At 73.0% G+C, this 17,118-nt stretch carries 12 protein-coding genes; all 12 read left to right on the top strand.

What is annotated here, in order from left to right; genetic code table 11:
* Positions 1 to 379 precede the first annotated feature (379 nt).
* The 12 genes from ACGFZW_RS05465 to ACGFZW_RS05410 all read left to right on the top strand — a co-directional run bounded on the left by ACGFZW_RS05465 (position 380) and on the right by ACGFZW_RS05410 (position 17,098).
* Positions 380 to 1,561 carry an ROK family protein gene (locus tag ACGFZW_RS05465; RefSeq protein WP_393891702.1) on the top strand — a complete coding sequence of 394 codons (1,182 nt, stop codon included), beginning with the start codon at positions 380 to 382 and terminating at the stop codon, positions 1,559 to 1,561.
* Between the two features lie 446 nt (positions 1,562 to 2,007).
* The gene (locus tag ACGFZW_RS05460; RefSeq protein WP_393891701.1) at positions 2,008 to 3,594 is read left to right on the top strand and encodes a sugar ABC transporter ATP-binding protein; all 1,587 of its coding nucleotides are present in this window, start codon (positions 2,008 to 2,010) and stop codon (positions 3,592 to 3,594) included.
* Between the two features lie 136 nt (positions 3,595 to 3,730).
* Positions 3,731 to 4,810 carry an ABC transporter permease gene (locus tag ACGFZW_RS05455; RefSeq protein ID WP_393891700.1) on the top strand — a complete coding sequence of 360 codons (1,080 nt, stop codon included), beginning with the start codon at positions 3,731 to 3,733 and terminating at the stop codon, positions 4,808 to 4,810.
* Complete coding sequence (locus tag ACGFZW_RS05450) at positions 4,807 to 5,883, top strand: substrate-binding domain-containing protein (RefSeq protein WP_393891699.1); 1,077 nt, start codon at positions 4,807 to 4,809, stop codon at positions 5,881 to 5,883. The genes ACGFZW_RS05455 and ACGFZW_RS05450 overlap by 4 nt, the downstream gene beginning before the upstream one ends.
* A gap of 112 nt (positions 5,884 to 5,995) precedes the next feature.
* Positions 5,996 to 7,171 (top strand): Gfo/Idh/MocA family protein, encoded by a 1,176-nt coding sequence (locus tag ACGFZW_RS05445; protein WP_393891698.1) that lies wholly within the window; start codon positions 5,996 to 5,998, stop codon positions 7,169 to 7,171.
* A gap of 100 nt (positions 7,172 to 7,271) precedes the next feature.
* Positions 7,272 to 8,276, top strand: coding sequence for a sugar phosphate isomerase/epimerase family protein (locus ACGFZW_RS05440; protein ID WP_393891697.1), 1,005 nt, complete (start codon positions 7,272 to 7,274; stop codon positions 8,274 to 8,276).
* Positions 8,277 to 8,687: 411 nt separating this feature from the next.
* Positions 8,688 to 11,162, top strand: coding sequence for a carbohydrate-binding protein (locus tag ACGFZW_RS05435; RefSeq protein WP_393891696.1), 2,475 nt, complete (start codon positions 8,688 to 8,690; stop codon positions 11,160 to 11,162).
* A 165-nt stretch (positions 11,163 to 11,327) separates the two neighbouring features.
* Positions 11,328 to 12,692: a ThuA domain-containing protein gene (locus ACGFZW_RS05430; protein WP_393891695.1), complete on the top strand. Its 1,365-nt coding sequence runs from the start codon at positions 11,328 to 11,330 to the stop codon at positions 12,690 to 12,692.
* A complete protein-coding gene (locus ACGFZW_RS05425) occupies positions 12,692 to 13,936 on the top strand; it encodes an inositol-3-phosphate synthase (RefSeq protein ID WP_393891694.1) in 1,245 nt (414 codons plus the stop codon). The genes ACGFZW_RS05430 and ACGFZW_RS05425 overlap by 1 nt, the downstream gene beginning before the upstream one ends.
* Before the next feature lie 281 nt (positions 13,937 to 14,217).
* A complete protein-coding gene (locus ACGFZW_RS05420) occupies positions 14,218 to 15,411 on the top strand; it encodes an SCO3242 family prenyltransferase (RefSeq protein WP_393891693.1) in 1,194 nt (397 codons plus the stop codon).
* The gene (locus ACGFZW_RS05415; protein ID WP_393891692.1) at positions 15,408 to 16,328 is read left to right on the top strand and encodes a sugar phosphate isomerase/epimerase family protein; all 921 of its coding nucleotides are present in this window, start codon (positions 15,408 to 15,410) and stop codon (positions 16,326 to 16,328) included. The genes ACGFZW_RS05420 and ACGFZW_RS05415 overlap by 4 nt, the downstream gene beginning before the upstream one ends.
* The gene (locus tag ACGFZW_RS05410) at positions 16,322 to 17,098 is read left to right on the top strand and encodes an EboA domain-containing protein (protein WP_393891691.1); all 777 of its coding nucleotides are present in this window, start codon (positions 16,322 to 16,324) and stop codon (positions 17,096 to 17,098) included. Before ACGFZW_RS05415 ends, ACGFZW_RS05410 begins: the two co-directional genes overlap by 7 nt.
* Positions 17,099 to 17,118 lie beyond the last annotated feature (20 nt).

Raw genomic sequence — 17,118 nt, 5'->3', positions numbered from 1 at the left:
GATCCGCCCCCGTCCCGGCCTCCGCTCCCGCGTCCGCCGGCCTCGCCCCGCTGTGCCCGCCGGCCGGCCGGACCGGTGCAAACGCGCTCATTGTCGCAGGAGTCGGGGCGGCGCGAGCGGAACTCGGCACACCCGCCGCACGCGCCACGAGCGCCACGACGCCCGACCGCCCCCCGGCGCACCGCCCGTTCGCACCGCGCCGTCTCGCCCTTTGTCCTCGGACAGGAGAAAGTCGGTACGGATTCTGTCCGTAGTTCTTCCCCGTGCGGACAAGCGCTGCTACGTTCCCCTCGAAAGACCGGAGCCGACGCCGGGACGAAGGCGTCGGCAACACCGGTCCGTCGATGCCGAGTACGGCTGGAGGGGTGGCGTGAGGCGCATGACGGCACGGCCCGCGAACGCGCACCAGGCGCGGCTGCTCCGCCTGTTGCGCGACGGCGGCCCCAACTCCCGTGCCCAACTGGGTGATCAGGTCGACCTCTCCCGCTCCAAGCTGGCGGTGGAGGTCGACCGGCTGCTGGAGACCGGGCTGGTGGTCGCCGACGGACTCGCCGCCTCGCGCGGCGGCCGCCGCTCCCACAACATCCGGCTCGCCCCCACGCTGCGCTTCCTCGGCGTGGACATCGGCGCCACCTCGGTCGACGTGGCCGTCACCAACGCCGAGCTGGAGGTGCTCGGACATCTGACCCAGCCCATGGACGTGCGCGAGGGGCCGGTCGCGGTCTTCGAGCAGGTCCTGGCGCTGGCGGCCAAGCTGAAGGCCGGCGGGGTCGCGGAGGGGTTCGACGGCGCCGGGATCGGAGTCCCCGGGCCGGTCCGCTTCCCCGAAGGAGTGCCGGTCGCCCCACCGATCATGCCCGGCTGGGACGGCTTTCCCGTCCGCGAGGCACTCAGCCAGGAGCTGGGCTGCCCGGTCATGGTCGACAACGACGTGAACCTGATGGCGATGGGGGAGCAGCACGCCGGCGTCGCCCGCACCTCGCAGGACTTCCTCTTCGTCAAGATCGGCACGGGTATCGGCTGCGGGATCGTCGTCGGCGGGGAGGTCTACCGCGGTACGACGGGCAGCGCAGGCGACATCGGCCACATCCAGGTCGAGCCGGACGGGCGGCCCTGCGCCTGCGGCAACCGCGGTTGCCTGGAGGCGTACTTCGGCGGCTCCGCGCTCGCGCGGGACGCCACGGACGCCGCCAGCGACGGCACGTCCGCCGAACTCGCCGCACGCCTTGAGGCGGGCGGCCCGCTCGCCGCGTCCGACGTGGCCGCCGCCGCGGCTTCCGGCGACGCCGCGGCACTGGAGCTCATCCGCTCCGGTGGCACCCGCACCGGTCAGGTCATCGCCGGCCTGGTCAGCTTCTTCAACCCCGGGCTCGTGGTCATCGGCGGCGGGGTCACCGGCCTCGGCCACACCCTGCTCGCCGCCATCCGCACCCAGGTCTACCGTCAGTCGCTGCCGCTCGCGACGGGCAACCTCCCGATCGTTCTGGGCGAGTTGGGGCAGGCCGCCGGGGTGACCGGCGCCGCCCGCCTGATCAGCGACCACCTGTTCTCACCCGCCTGACCCGCACGGCACACGCCCCCGGGCGTACCGCAGGCTCGGCATCACCGAGCCACCCCGGACGCACCGCACCCGACGTACGCACCGCCAGGACGCAGACCGCACGCAGCACCACGAGAGTTCAGCGCAGCGCAGTCGCAGCACCGTGACAGTTCGACGCCCGACAGTTCGACGCCGTGGCAGTTCCACGCGGCGACAGCTCAGCACCACGCACCCGCACGAGCCGGAACTGCCCGCGCACGTCCCGTTCTTCCGCAGGCACCGCCCCGCTTTGCCCGCCGCCTCGCACTGCTCCTCGCACCGTCCGTGCCGCACCCGTACCGAGCCGCCCGCGCACCGCCACCGCATCGCACCCCCGGCACACCGCCTGATCACCGTCACGCCGCGCACCGCTTCGCCCTGCCCGTTTGCCCTGCCCGCTCACCGGCGCCCCGCCGAGGAGGCCCGCCATGGCACCAGAGCACCTCCCTGAACGACCCGCCGGTCCGCCCGGCCCGCCCGCACCCCTGCTCACCATGCGGGGCATCACCAAGTCCTTCCCGGGCGTCCGGGCCCTGGACGGCGTGGATCTCGATGTAGCCGCCGGGGAAGTGCACTGCCTCCTCGGCCAGAACGGCGCCGGGAAGTCCACCCTGATCAAGGTGCTGGCCGGTGCGCACCAGCCCGACGGCGGAGAGATCCGCTGGCAGGGCGAGCCGGTCACCCTCAAGTCGCCGATCGCCGCCATGCGCCTGGGCATCGCTACCATCTACCAGGAACTCGACCTGGTGGAGCACCTGTCCGTCGCGGAGAACGTCTTCCTCGGCCACGAGGTCGCCACCGGCGGCTTCGTCCGCTCCGGCGAGGCCAGGGCCCGTACGGCCGCGCTCCTCGCCCGCCTCGGCCACCCGGAGATCGCGCCCGGCGCGCTCGTCGGCAGTCTCTCCGCGGCCGGGCAGCAGATCGCGTCGATGGCGCGGGCGCTCTCCCACGACGTCCGGTTGATCGTGATGGACGAACCCTCCGCCGCACTGGACCCGGACGAGGTCGACAACCTCTTCCGCATCGTCGCCGACCTGACCGCCGCGGGCGTCGCCGTCGTCCACATCTCGCATCGCCTGGAGGAAATCCGGCGGATCGGTGACCGCGTGACCGTCCTCAAGGACGGCCGGGCCGCCGCACGCGGACTCGACGCCCGTGCGACGCCCACCCGCGACATCGTCGCCCTGATGACCGGCCGGACCGTCGAGCACGCCTTCCCACGGCGACCGCCACCCGTCGCCCCCGTGCACGCACCGGTGCTGACCGTCCAAGGGCTGGCCCGCGAGGGCGAGTTCGCGCCCCTTGACCTCGTCCTGCACCCGGGCGAGATCCTCGGCCTCGCCGGGCTCGTCGGCTCCGGCCGTTCGGAGATCCTGGAGACCGTCTTCGGGGCGCGCCGGCCCACCGCCGGGCGCGTCCTCGTCGAAGGGCGCCCGCTGCGGCCCGGCAGCGTACCCGCCGCGGTACGCGCCGGCCTCGGCCTCGCGCCCGAGGAGCGCAAGTCCCAGGCGCTGCTGCTCCTGGAATCCGTCAACCGCAATGTCTCGGTCTCCTCCCTGACGCGGTTCGCCCGCGCGGGCTGGCTGAACCGTACGGCGGAGAAGGCCGCGACCAGGGCCGCCATCCGCGGCCTCAGCCTGCGGCCCGACGATCCGGACCGCCCGGTCCGCACCCTCTCCGGCGGCAACCAGCAGAAGGCGGTGCTGGCCCGCTGGCTGCTGCGCGGCTGCCGGGTGCTGTTGCTGGACGAGCCGACGCGCGGCGTGGACGTCGGCGCACGGGCCGAGTTGTACGCGGTGATCAGGCGGCTGGCCGACGAGGGAGTGGCGGTGCTGCTGGTCTCCAGTGAGGTGCCCGAAGTGCTCGGCCTCGCCGACCGGGTGCTTGTTCTGCGCGAGGGGCGGGTGGTCCATGAGGGCGCCGCCGCCGCGCTGGACGAGCACCGGGTGCTGGATCTGGTCATGGCCGGTGGTGGCCCGACGCCGGCCGGGGCACGGCCCGGGAGCCGGTCATGAGGGCGCGGCGCACCGCGCACGCCCCGTACCCGTTCCGACCGGCCGCCGCACCGCGCCGGGCTGCCGCCGCCACGTCCCGCGATCCGCGACCCGTACGGCCGGCAGCGCCGTCGCCGACACTGCGAGGAGATCGACCGTGAACACCTCCGAAGGGCAAGTCCCCCTCGCCAAGAGCGCCGGTGGCCACACGGCCGGGCCGGGCGGTCCACAGGGCGGGACGGCGCCCGGCGCGTCCGACCCGCACAAGGAGCGGCCGAAGCGGCACGCCTCGGCCCGCCCCGGCGGCCGCCTCGACCTGCGCAACCTCTCGCTGCTCGGGGTGCTCGCCGCACTCGTCGTGGTCGGCGCGCTCACCGAGCCCGACCAGTTCCTGAGCGTGCAGAACCTCCAACTCGTGCTCACCCAGGCGTCGGTCATCGGTGTGGTCACCGTCGGCGTCACCTTCGTCATCATCGGCGGCGGCATCGACCTGTCCGTCGGCGCGATGGTCGCCCTGGCCACCGTCTGGGCGACGACCCTGGCCACCCAGGAGTACGGGGCGGCCGGCATCCTCTTCTGCGCGCTGGCCGTCGGCCTGGCCTGCGGCCTCGTCAACGGCCTGATGGTCAGCTTCGGCAGCATCGTGCCGTTCATCGCCACCCTCGCCATGCTCGCCTCCGCCCGCGGCCTGGCCCTGCAGATCAGCGAGGGCCGCACCCAGATCGTCACCGTCGAGCCGGTGCTCGAACTCGGCCGGCGGGACGCCTACGTGCTCGGCGTGCCACCGATCGTGCTGGTCTTCGCGGCCGTCACCGCCATCGGCTGGCTGGTGCTGAACCGCACCACCTTCGGACGCCGCACCGTCGCCGTCGGCGGCAACCCCGAGGCCGCCCGGCTCGCCGGGATCGACGTCCGGCGCCAGCGGCTGATGCTGTATCTGCTGTCCGGCCTGTGCTGCGGTATCGCGGCCTTCCTGCTCATCGTGCTCACCGGCTCCGGCCAGAACACCAACGGAAACCTCTACGAACTCGACGCCATCGCCGCCGCGATCATCGGCGGGACCCTGCTCAGCGGCGGCCGCGGCACCATCACCGGCTCCGTGCTCGGCGTCCTCGTCTTCACCACCATCACCAACCTGTTCGCGCTGAACAACCTGGAGACCGCAGTCCAGCAGATCGCCAAGGGCGCGATCATCGTCGCCGCCGTACTGATCCAGAGGAAGGGCCGTACGTCATGACCGAGCACACCGAGCACACACCGGGCACCGGGCCACGCACCAGCCGCAGAGGCATGCTCTTCGGCGCCGCCGCGGTCTCAGCGGGCGCCTTCCTCACCGGCTGCACCAGCAACGAGAGCAACGCCAAGGCGGCGGGGAGCAGCGAACAGCAGGCGGGAGGCGTCGACGACAAGCCGGGCCGGCACGTCACCCTCGGCTTCGCCGGGCCGCAGGCCGACCACGGCTGGCTCAACGCCATCAACGAGAACGCCAAGTCCCGGGCGGCGCGCTACAAGGACGTCACCCTGGAGATCACCGAGGGGTCCAACGACACCGCCCAGCAGATCGGCCAGATCGAGACCCTCATCAACAAGAAGGTCGACGTCCTGGTGATCCTCCCGGCCGACGGCAAGGCCCTCACCCAGGTCGGACTCAAGGCCATGCGGGCGGGTATTCCCGTCGTCAACCTCGACCGGGTCTTCGCCTCGCCGCAGGCCTACCGCTGCTGGATCGGCGGTGACAACTACGGCATGGGCCTCAACGCCGGCCGCTACATCGGCGAACAGCTCAAGGGCAAGAAGCGCGCCAAGGTCGTCGAGCTGGCCGGCATCGACAACCTGGAGCTGACCCGGCAGCGCACCAAGGGCTTCGACGATGCCCTGAAGAACTACCCCAACATCGAGAAGGTGGGCCGGCAGGCGGCGGACTTCACCGTCGAGTCCGGCCAGTCGAAGATGGCGGGCCTGCTGCAGGCGCACCCCGACTTCGACGCGCTGTGGAACCACGACGACGACCAGGGGGTCGGCGCGGAACGCGCCATCGAGCAGGCCGGCCGCGACGGCTTCCTGATGGTCGGCGGCGCCGGGTCCCGCAAGGCCATGGACACCATCAAGGCCGGTGGCTCGGTGCTGAAGGCGACCGTGCTCTACCCGCCGACGATGTCCGCCTCCGCCATCGACCTGGCCCGCGCCCTCGCCCAGGGCAAGGGCATCGGCGGCATGGCCGAGCTGGAGATCCCGGCCTCCCTCACCCTCTACTCCGCCGTCGTCACCAAGGACAACGTCGACGACTACCTCTCCACCGGCTTCAACTGACCGGCCGGGGTGACCGGCCGCGGACCGCGCGGTGCCGCCGCGCACCGGCGTCGACCGCCCGGCCGCGCGCCGCAGGAGAGCGACCTCCCACCGTCGACAGACGAGGTGATTCATGGAAGACAACGCGCAGGACTCCCGTCAGGCACCCGCACTCGGCGTCGGCATGGTCGGGTACGCCTTCATGGGCGCCGCCCACTCCCAGGGGTGGCGCACCGCGGGACGCGTCTTCGACCTGCCGCTGCGCCCGGCGATGAATGCCGTCTGCGGGCGCGACCCGGCCGCCGTACGCGCCGCCGCCGGCAAGCTCGGTTGGGCCGCCACCGAAACCGACTGGCGGCAGCTGATCGCCCGTGACGACGTGCAACTGGTCGACATCTGCACACCCGGCGACAGCCACGCCGAGATCGCCGTCGCCGCCCTGGAGGCGGGCAAGCACGTGCTGTGCGAGAAGCCGCTCGCCAACTCGGTCGCCGAGGCGGAGGCGATGACCGCCGCCGCCGAGGCTGCCCGGGGCCGCGGCCAGATCGCCATGGTGGGCTTCAACTACCGCCGTACGCCCGCGCTCGCGCTGGCCCGTCGGATGGTGACGGCGGGCCGTATCGGCCGGCTGCGCCATGTCCGTGCGGCCTATCTCCAGGACTGGCTGGTGGACCCCGCGGCACCCATGGGCTGGCGGCTGCGGCGCGAGCACGCCGGGTCCGGCGCGCTCGGCGACCTCGGCGCGCACATCGTCGACCTCGCCCAGCACCTGGCGGGGGAGCGACTGACCGGTGTCTCCGCCCTCACCGAGACCTTCGTCCCCGAGCGCCCGCTGCCCGAGGGCGGGCGCGGCCGGGTCACCGTGGACGACGCGGCGCTGTTCACCGGCCGCTTCGCCTCCGGCGCGCTGGCCTCGTTCGAGGCCAGCCGGGTCGCGGCCGGCCGCAAGAACTCCCTGCGCATCGAACTCAACGGTGAGCACGGCTCGCTGGCCTTCGACCTGGAGCGGCTCAACGAGCTGTCCTTTCACGACCAGACCGAACCGGCCGACGCCGCCGGGTTCCGCCGCATCCTGGTCACCGAGCCCGAACACCCCTACCTGAAGGCGTGGTGGCCGCCCGGTCACGGCCTCGGCTATGAGCACACCTTCGTCCACCAGGCGCGCGACCTCGTGCACGCCATCGCCACCGGGCAGCCGCCGGAGCCGTCCTTCGCGGACGGGCTGCAGGTCCAGCGGGTGCTGGCGGCGGTGGAGGACAGCGCGACGAAGAACTGCGCGTTCACCTCGGTGGTGCCGGTGCCGGTCTGAGTCCTCCGGATCTCCCGCACTCCCCTCAGCGCCTGCCCTCGTTGTACCTGCCGTGCCCCCGCACTCCCCGTTTGTGTCCGACCGCTCCAAGGAGGCTCGAATGCCGAGACCGTTCACGCTCTTCACCGGGCAGTGGGCCGATCTGCCGCTGGAAGAGGTCTGCCGGCTCGCCCGCGACTTCGGCTACGAAGGACTGGAACTCGCCTGCTGGGGCGACCACTTCGAGGTCGACCGGGCGCTCGCCGAGCCCGGATATCTCGCCGGCAGACACCAGCTCCTGGAGAAGTACGGACTCACCTGCTGGGCGATCTCCAACCACCTGGTGGGGCAGGCGGTCTGCGACGCGCTGATCGACGAACGCCACCAGGCCATCCTGCCCGCCCGGATCTGGGGCGACGGTGAGCCCGAAGGGGTGCGGCGGCGAGCGGCGGCCGAGATCGCCGACACCGCGCGGGCCGCCGCCGCCTTCGGCGTGCGCACCGTCATCGGCTTCACCGGCTCGGCCATCTGGCACCTGGTCGCGATGTTCCCCCCGGTGCCGCCCGGCATGATCGAGCGCGGCTACCAGGACTTCGCCGACCGCTGGAATCCGATCCTGGACGTCTTCGACGCCGAGGGCGTGCGGTTCGCCCACGAAGTGCACCCCGGCGAGATCGCCTACGACTACTGGACCACGCACCGCGCCCTGGAGGCGGTCGGCCACCGCCCGGCCTTCGGTCTCAACTTCGACCCCAGCCACTTCGTCTGGCAGGACCTGGACCCGGTGGGCTTCCTCTACGACTTCCGCGACCGGATCTACCACGTGGACTGCAAGGAGGCCAGGCGGCGGCTGGACGGCCGCAACGGGCGGCTCGGGTCCCACCTGCCCTGGGGCGACCCGCGCCGTGGCTGGGACTTCGTCTCCGCCGGACACGGTGACGTGCCCTGGGAGGACGTCTTCCGGATGCTCCGCTCGATCGGCTACGACGGGCCGGTGTCGGTGGAGTGGGAGGACGCCGGGATGGACCGGCTGCAGGGCGCCCCCGAGGCGTTGGCCCGGCTGCGGGCGTACGACTTCGAGCCGCCCACGGCCTCCTTCGACGCGGCGTTCGGCGGTGGCGACTAAGGCCTTTCGTTCGGACCAGGTCGGCCCGGCCTTTGTCTTCTGTGGAGAAAAAGGCAATGTCGTTGCTGTGTGAAGGCTTCCCGGATCCGGCGAATGAGGCTACCGTCCCAGACGATGTCGACACATGTCGTGCGCATGACAGCAGTGAATCCGATGTCATGTCACGACGCCGGCACGAGGTGTCCGACCCGCATATTTGACGCTATGTCACCATCCGGCTCCGCGCACCGCTCGACGTACCGCTCGACGCACCGCCACGACGTCACACCGACGCAGACGCACCGCCCACGCAGCGAGAACGCCGGCCCCGCCGGTTCCGCTGCCGCGGCACCCGTACCCGAAGCGCAGCGCAGTGAGATCAGCGCAACACAGCGAACTCCCCCCACCGACAACCCGCACGGGAGGCACCGCGTGTACCGCAAACGGCACCGACTTCGCAGAATCCGCCCGGCCCTCGCCCTGTTCGCCGGCGGCCTGCTGGCAGCCGGATCGCTCTCCCTGACCGGGGTGACGTCCGCCGGCGCCGCCCCGGCCGGTGACAAGGCCGCGACCTCGGCCGCCGCCGAGGACTTCCAGCAGGTCACCCTCGCCAAGGGCGAGGCCGAGATGGGCGAGCCGATGACGCTCGCCGTCCTGCCCGACCGCTCCGTGCTGCACACCGCACGCGACGGCACACTGCGGCTGACCGGCTCCGGCGGCGACACCGGCGTGGCCGGCAGGATCCCCGTCTACTCCCATGACGAAGAGGGACTGCAGGGCGTCGGTGTCGACCCCGGGTTCACCGAGAACCGCTTCATCTACCTCTATTACGCACCTCAGTTGGACACCCCCGCTGGCGATGCACCCAACGACGGTACGGCCGCCGACTTCGCCAAGTTCGACGGCGTCAACCGCCTCTCCCGCTTCGTGCTGAAGACCGACGGCACCCTGGACACCGCCAGCGAGAAGAAGATCCTCGACGTCCCCGCAAGCCGCGGCATCTGCTGCCACGTCGGCGGTGACATCGACTTCGACGCGCAGGGCAACCTCTATCTCTCGACCGGCGACGACTCCAACCCGTTCGCCTCCGACGGCTTCACCCCCATCGACGAGCGCGCCGGCCGCAACCCCGCGTACGACGCGCGGCGCAGCGCAGGCAACACCAATGACCTGCGCGGCAAGATCCTGCGCATCAAGGTGGCCGACGACGGCTCGTACACCGTCCCGGACGGCAACCTCTTCCCGCAGGGGACCGAGAAGACACGGCCCGAGATCTACGCCATGGGCTTCCGCAACCCCTTCCGGATGAGCGTCGACAAGCCCACCGGCATCGTCTACGTCGGCGACTACGGCCCGGACGCCGGCGCCGCAGACCCCAAGCGCGGCCCGGCAGGGCAGGTCGAGTTCGCCCGCGTCACCAAGCCCGGCAACTTCGGCTGGCCGTTCTGCACCGGCAAGAACGACGCGTACATCGACTACGACTTCGCCACCGGCACCTCGGGAGCGGCCTTCGACTGCGCCGCCCCCAAGAACACCTCCGCGCTCAACACCGGCCTCACCGACCTGCCGGCCGCGCAGCCCGCCTGGATCCCCTACGACGGCGGCTCGGTGCCCGAATTCGGCACCGGCTCGGAATCACCCATGGGCGGCCCGGTCTACCACTACGACGCCGCGTCCGACTCCCAGGTGAAGTTCCCCGAGTCCTACGACAACAACTTCTTCGCCGGGGAGTTCGGCCGCGCCTGGATCAAGCGCATCGACCAGACCGACGACGGCACCGTGTCGTCCATCAACGCCTTCCCCTGGGCCGGCACGCAGGTCATGGACATGGCCTTCGGCCCCGACGGCGCGCTGTACGTCCTGGACTACGGCACGGGCTACTTCAACGGCGACGAGAACTCCGCGCTCTACCGCATCGAGAACGCCACCGGCGGCCACTCCCCGGTCGCCCAGGCCAAGGTCGACAAGACCTCGGGGCAGGCGCCGCTGGCCGCCGAGTTCACCGCATCGGCCACCGACGCGGACGGCGGAGCCCTCAGCTACAGCTGGGACTTCGGCGACGGCGACACCGCCACCGAGCAGAACCCGGCGCACACGTACACCGAGAACGGGACCTACACCGCGACCGTCACCGCCAAGGACAGCACCGGCCGCACCGGGTCCGCCAGTGTGCACCTCACCGTCGGCAACACCGCACCGAAGGTGACCCTGGAGCTCCCCGGTGACGGGCAGCTGTTCACCTTCGGCGACAAGGTGCCGTTCAAGGTGAAGGTCAGTGACCCCGAGGACGGCACGATCGACTGCAGCAAGGTCAAGGTGACCCACATCCTCGGTCACGACAGCCACGGGCACCCCGTCACATCGGCCAACGGCTGCGAAGGCACCCTCCAGACGCTGGCGGACGGCGAGCACGACCCCAACGCCAACATCTTCGGGGTCTTCGACGCCGAGTACACCGACAAGGGCGCGGGCGGCCAGCCCTCGCTGACCACGCACGACCAGAGCATCGTCCAGCCCAAGCACCGGCAGGCCGAGCACTTCGACACCTCCGAGGGCGTCAAGATCGTCTCGCACACCTCGGCGCACGGCGGCCGGACCGTCGGCGATATCCACAACGGCGACTGGATCGCCTTCACGCCGTACATCGTCGGCAACGCCAAGAAGATCACCGCGCGGATCGCCTCGGAGGGCTCCGGCGGCACCCTGGAGATCCGTACCGGCTCGGCCGACGGCAAGCTCATCGGCTCCGCCAAGGTCCCGGTGACGGGCGGCTGGGAGACCTACGCCGACGTCAGCGCCGATCTCAAGGCACCGAAGGCCGGCACCACGACGCTCTACCTCGTCTTCAAGGGCAGCGGCAGCGAGGCCCTCTACGACGTGGACGACTTCACCTTCACCACCGGGTGAGGTCCACGGCGCCGACCCCGCCGCCCCGCAGCACGGCCGACCCGCACCACCGCCGACAGCCGTCCCACGGCTGACACCCGCCGACCGGGGCGTACGGACCGGACCCACCCGCCGCAACCGGCGGGCCGACCGGACCGTGCGCCCCGCCCGGAGGAAGGACACCCGATGCACCCCTCCGCACGCCTGGGCGTCACGGCCGCCGCGGCCGCCACCCTCCTCGCCGCCATGGCCCTCCCCGGCGCCGCCGCACCGGCCCCGCACGACGACGAACGCCGCGTCCTGGTCTTCTCCAAGACCGCGGGCTTCCGTCACGACTCCATACCCGACGGCATCGCCGCCGTCGAAGAACTCGGCAGCCAGAACGGCTTCGCCGTCGACGCCACCGAGGACGCCGCCACCTTCAACGACACCGACCTCGCGCGCTACGACGCCGTGGTCTTCCTCTCCACCACCGGCGATGTCCTCGACAGCGGCCAGCAGGACGCCTTCGAGCGCTACATAGCCGACGGGGGAGGGTACGTCGGGGTGCACGCCGCCGCCGATACCGAGTACGACTGGCCCTTCTACGGCGGTCTCGCCGGCGCCTACTTCGACTCCCACCCGGCCATCCAGCCCGCCACCGTCCGCGTCGAGGACCGCGCGCACCCCGCCACCGCCCACCTGGACGGCGCCTGGAACCGCACGGACGAGTGGTACAACTACCGCACCAACCCGCGTGAGCGCGCCCATGTCCTCGCCACCCTCGACGAGTCGACGTACAGCGGCGGCAACATGAACGGCGACCACCCGCTCTCCTGGTGCCAGGAGTACCAGGGCGGACGTGCCTTCTACACCGGCGCGGGCCACACCAAGGAGTCGTACGCGCAACCGGCGTTCCGCACCCACCTGCTCGGCGGCATCCGCTACGCCACCGGCGCCGCCCAGGCCGACTGCCGTCCCGAACAGGGCTACCGTCCCCTCTTCGACGGCACCTCGACGGACGGCTGGAAACAGGCCGGGCCCGGATCCTTCACCCTCGGCGACGACGGCACCCTGACGTCCTCCGGCGGCATGGGCCTCCTGTGGTACGAGGCGAAGGAGTTCGGCGCGTACTCCCTCAAGCTCGACTGGAAGATGACCGGGGACGACAACTCCGGGATCTTCGTGGGCTTCCCGCCCTCGGACGACCCCTGGACCGCCGTCGACAACGGCTACGAGATCCAGATCGACGCGACCGACGCACCCGACCGGACCACCGGCTCGGTCTACACCTTCCAGGCCGCCGACATCGCGGCCCGCGACGCCGCGCTGAACCCGCCCGGCTCCTGGAACACCTACGAGATCCGCGTGCAGGGCGAACGCCTGCAGATCTGGCTCAACGGCAGCAAGATCAACGACTTCACCAACACCGATCCCGCCCGAAGCCTGCGTCAGGGGCACATCGGCATCCAGAACCACGGTGCCGACGACGAGGTGTCCTACCGCAACATCCGGGTGAAGGAACTGCCGGACACGCCGGCGGGCGGGACACGGGGGAAGGGTGGCAAGTGATGGCCCGACGGCATTCTGACGGGACGCCGGCGGAGCAGGCAGCCCCCGCCGGGGCGGCGGGAGGGGACAACGCCAGGGCCGTACGAGCGGTGGAGGCCGCGGGGGAGCGGGGCGCGTCGCCCGGCCGCACCGGGGTCTGGCTCATCGGTGCCCGCGGCTCCGTCGCCACCACCGTGATCGCCGGCTGCGCCGCGCTCACCGCGGGCCTGCACCCGCCCACCGGCATGGTCACCGAGACCGGCCCCTTCACCGAGCCACCCGTCCCGGCCCTGCCGCCGCTTGCCTCCCTCGTGTTCGGCGGCCACGACATCGCCTCCTGCTCGCTCCCCAAACGCGCCGAGGAACTGGCCGCGGGCGGCGTCCTGCCGCCCGGCCTGCCGCGCGCCGTGCACGCCGAACTCGCCGCGGCGGACGCCGCGATCCGCCCCGGCGGCCCACAGAACGGCGACACCCGCGACGACGCCGAGCTGGTCGCGGCCTTCGCCGCCGATCTGCGCGCGTTCCGCCGCGACCACGGCCTCGACCGCACCGTCGTGATCAACGTCGCCGCCACCGAGCCGGCCCCCCGGGACCCCCGCGCGGACCGGCTGCCGACCAGCTCGCTCTACGCGCACGCCGCGCTGCGCGCCGGCTGTCCCTACCTCAACTTCACCCCCTCCACCGGCCTGCACCACCCCCTCCTCCAGGAGATGGCAGCCGTGAGCGGGCTGCCGTACGCCGGCCGCGACGGCAAGACGGGCCAGACCCTGCTGCGCAGTGTGCTCGCCCCGATGTTCAGCCAGCGGGTGCTCGCCGTACGCGCCTGGTCCGGCACCAACCTTCTCGGCGGCGGTGACGGCGCGACCCTCCAGGAGCCGGGTGCCGCTGCCGCGAAGAACGCGGGGAAGGCGCGCGTGCTGTCCGACACCCTCGGTGAGCTTCCCGCGGGCGAGGTGCACATCGACAACGTCCCGGCACTCGGCGACTGGAAAACCGCCTGGGACCACATCGCCTTCGACGGGTTCCTCGGCAACCGGATGATTTTGCAGACCATCTGGCAGGGCTGCGACTCGGCACTCGCCGCGCCCCTCATCCTGGACCTGGCCCGGTTGCTGGCCGCCGCCCAGGCCGTCGGCCTGTCCGGGCCGCAACCCGCGCTCGGCTTCTACTTCAAGGACCCGGACGGCGGCCCGTCCGCCCTCTCCGACCAGTACGCGGACCTCGTCGCCTTCGCCGACCGGCTGCGCGCGGGCCGGCGCCCGTGAGCGGGGCGGGCGCGGGCGACGAGGAGACCGGTGTGCCGACACATGGGCGTGAGGCGAAAGGGGCTGGTGAGGTGACGGGCGAGCGAGAGACCTACGGGGCGGACGTGGCGCGAGGGCCACGGGCGGTGGGTGCCACGAACGCGTCGCAAGGAGCCGGACGCCGGAGGCATGAACCGACGGAGCAAGGGGAAGCCGGAGACAGGCAGGGCGTCCGCCCGGGCGGCTCTCCGGCCGGTTCGGGCAGTGCGGCGCCCGGGGGCGGCGCGCGGACGCCGCCCGTCATGAGCGGCCCGGTGGCGGGCTCTGTGGGGGATTCCGTCACCGGGCGTACGGGCGCGGCCGGGCTCTTGGAAGGGGGTCCGGCCCGCACCGCCCACCCGTCCGGACCCGTTCCCGGCAGTTCCTCCTCGCTTCGCGCGACGGGGCGCGCCTGGGCCGAGCTGCTGCGCGTCTCCGCCCTCTTCACCGTCCCCGGCGACCTGCTGGCGGGTGCCGCGGCCGGCGGCCGGCGGCCCGACCACCGCACTCTCCTCGCCACCTGCTCGTCCCTCTGCCTCTACGAGGCCGGGATGGCACTCAACGACTGGGCCGACCGCGGCATCGACGCCGTCGAACGTCCCGGCCGGCCCCTTCCGTCCGGCCGGATCGGCCCGCCCGCCGCGTTCGCCGCGGCCTCCGGACTGACCGCAGCCGGCCTCGCCCTCGCCGCAGCGGCCGGCCGCCCCGCCCTCCTCACCGGCACCGCCCTCGCCGCGACGGTCTGGGCCTACGACCTGTACCTCAAGAACACCGCGGCGGGACCCGCCGCGATGGCCTGCGCCCGCGCGCTGGACCTCCTCCAGGGCGCCGTTGCCACCGGCCCGCGGAAGACTGCGGGGGCGCCGACCACGGCGGGGCCCTTGCGGCAGGCGGCCGGGGCCGGGGCGCGGCGGCGCGCCTTCGCGGCCCTGCCCTCCGCGGCATTGCTCGGGGCCCACACCCTCGCCGTCACCACCGTCTCGCGCCGAGAGGCGCAAGGCAGTTCCGCCGGTCTGCCGCTCGCCGGCCTGGCCGCCGTCGCCGCCGTAGCGCGGGCCGGTGCCGACCGGAGCAGGACGGCCGCGCCGTCCCCGGCGCCCGCTCCCCGGCGCGCCGGGACCGTACTCGCCACTTCGCACCCCGCCGGGACCGTGCGCCGCCTCTCCCGGGCGGTGTCGGCCGCCTTGCCCCGCGCGGTCCGCGACACGCCCGCGACCACCGCCGTCACCGCCGCACTGGCCGCCGGCTATGCCGCCACGGCCGCCCGTCCGCTCCTCCAGGCAGCCCTCAACCCCTCGCCCTACTTCCTCCAACGCGCCGTCGGCGGCGGCATCCGCGCCATGATCCCGCTCCAGGCGGCGCTCACCGCCCGAGCCGGAGCACCCGGTACCGGCGCCGCGCTGCTGGCGCTCATCCCCGCCGCCCGGCGGCTGTCGAGGAAGGTCAGCCCGACATGACGACGACGCCCGCCCTGCGGCTGGCCTACGGAACCAACGGCCTCACCGACCTCCGCCTCACCGACGCCCTCGCCCTGCTGGCCGACCTCGGCTACGACGGCGTCTCGCTGACCCTCGACCACATGCACCTCGACCCGCTCGCCCCTGATCTGCAGGCCCGGACCGCCCATGTCGCCCGCAGGCTCGACGCGTTGGGCCTCTCGGTGGCCATCGAGACGGGCGCGCGCTACGTCCTGGACCCGTACCGCAAGCACCACCCCACGCTCCTGGACCCCGACCCGGACGCCCGCGCGCGACGCACCGGACTGCTGCGCACCGCGGTCCGCGTCGCCGCTGACCTGGGCGCAACGGCCGTCCACTGCTTCAGCGGCGTGCGGCCCGACGGCACCCCCGAGGATGTCGCCCGCCACCGGCTCGTCGACGCCATCGGCCCCGTCCTCGACGCGGCAGCGGAAGCCGGGGTACCGCTCGCCGTCGAACCGGAGCCGGGCCACCTCATCGGGGACCTCGCCGGGTTCCACGGACTGCGCACCGCCCTCGGCGACCCGCCCGCCGCGCTCCTGGGCCTGACCCTCGACATCGGCCACTGTCAGTACCTGGAGCCCGACCCGCCCGCCGCATGCGTACGGGCCGCGGCGCCCTGGCTCCGCCACGTCCAGATCGAGGACATGCGGCGGGGTGTGCACGAGCACCTGCCGTTCGGCACGGGCGAGATCGACTTCCCACCGGTCCTCCAGGCACTCCAGGACATCGGCTATCGGGGCCTGGTGGGAGTCGAACTGCCCCGTCACTCCCACGCCGGCCCCCAGCTCGCCGCGTCCTCCCTGCGCTTCCTCCGGGCGGCCGCGGCCCCGCGCGACACCACGCCGCAGCCCACCGCCCTCCTCGCCGGCCCCGCGGGAGCCCCCTCATGCTGACGACCGCGGACGACTGGATCCCCCGGCTGTACACCGCCCTGCACACCCGTCTGCACACCTCGGCCAGTGCCTGGCTCACCGCTTCGCTGACCGAAGCCGCCGGGACCGCCACGTCCGCCCGGCCGGCAGCCGACGCGGATCACCCCACCGACACCGCTGCCGCCCTCGGGGTGCCCGAGCCGCCCGCGGGGAAGCCGCCCGCCTGGGAGACGCGGTTCGCCGAGGCGGGGCGGCACTGCACCCGGCCGGAGCCGCCACACGCCGCGGACCCCGAAGCGGCAGAGGCCGCCCGCGTCCTCATCCTGTGCGCCGCCCACGCCGATGTTCCGACGGTGACCCGGCTGTACGCGCACGGCACGGCCGCCGAGCGCCGCGCCGTCCTCGCCGCCCTGCCCCACCTCGAACTCGGCCCGGGAGCCCGGCCACTCGTCGAGGACGCCCTGCGCACCAACGACACCCGGCTGGTCGCGGCGGCCGTCGGGCCCTACGCCGCCCGCCACCTCGACGCCCACGCCTGGCGGCACGCCGTCCTGAAGTGCCTGTTCACCGGCGTACCGGTGCGAGCCGTCGCCGGGCTCGCGGAGCGGGCGGCGGACGACACCGAACTGGCCCGGATGCTCGGCGACTACGCCCGCGAACGCACCGCAGCGGGCCGCGCCGTACCCGACGACCTCCACCATGCCCTGGCCCTCACCGGCCCGGCCCCCGACCATCCCGCCCCGCCCACCGAGCCGCCCCGGCTCCCCGCCGTACCACCGGCAACGGCCTGACCCCCACCACGCGAGGAGTC

Origin of the sequence: Streptomyces sp. NPDC048248 (genome assembly GCF_043201875.1) — a bacterium.
Classification (GTDB): domain Bacteria; phylum Actinomycetota; class Actinomycetes; order Streptomycetales; family Streptomycetaceae; genus Streptomyces.
This window is presented reverse-complemented; position numbering and strand designations above follow the sequence as displayed.

Bases quoted from the DNA above. Each gene is read 5' to 3' on its own strand.
- ACGFZW_RS05410 (WP_393891691.1), top strand. From the start codon at position 16,322: ATGCTGACGACCGCGGACGACTGGATCCCCCGGCTGTACACCGCCCTG.
- ACGFZW_RS05445 (WP_393891698.1), top strand. From the start codon at position 5,996: ATGGAAGACAACGCGCAGGACTCCCGTCAGGCACCCGCACTCGGCGTC.
- ACGFZW_RS05420 (WP_393891693.1), top strand. From the start codon at position 14,218: ATGAGCGGCCCGGTGGCGGGCTCTGTGGGGGATTCCGTCACCGGGCGT.
- ACGFZW_RS05450 (WP_393891699.1), top strand. From the start codon at position 4,807: ATGACCGAGCACACCGAGCACACACCGGGCACCGGGCCACGCACCAGC.
- ACGFZW_RS05465 (WP_393891702.1), top strand. From the start codon at position 380: ATGACGGCACGGCCCGCGAACGCGCACCAGGCGCGGCTGCTCCGCCTG.
- ACGFZW_RS05430 (WP_393891695.1), top strand. From the start codon at position 11,328: ATGCACCCCTCCGCACGCCTGGGCGTCACGGCCGCCGCGGCCGCCACC.
- ACGFZW_RS05460 (WP_393891701.1), top strand. From the start codon at position 2,008: ATGGCACCAGAGCACCTCCCTGAACGACCCGCCGGTCCGCCCGGCCCG.
- ACGFZW_RS05425 (WP_393891694.1), top strand. From the start codon at position 12,692: ATGGCCCGACGGCATTCTGACGGGACGCCGGCGGAGCAGGCAGCCCCC.
- ACGFZW_RS05440 (WP_393891697.1), top strand. From the start codon at position 7,272: ATGCCGAGACCGTTCACGCTCTTCACCGGGCAGTGGGCCGATCTGCCG.
- ACGFZW_RS05415 (WP_393891692.1), top strand. From the start codon at position 15,408: ATGACGACGACGCCCGCCCTGCGGCTGGCCTACGGAACCAACGGCCTC.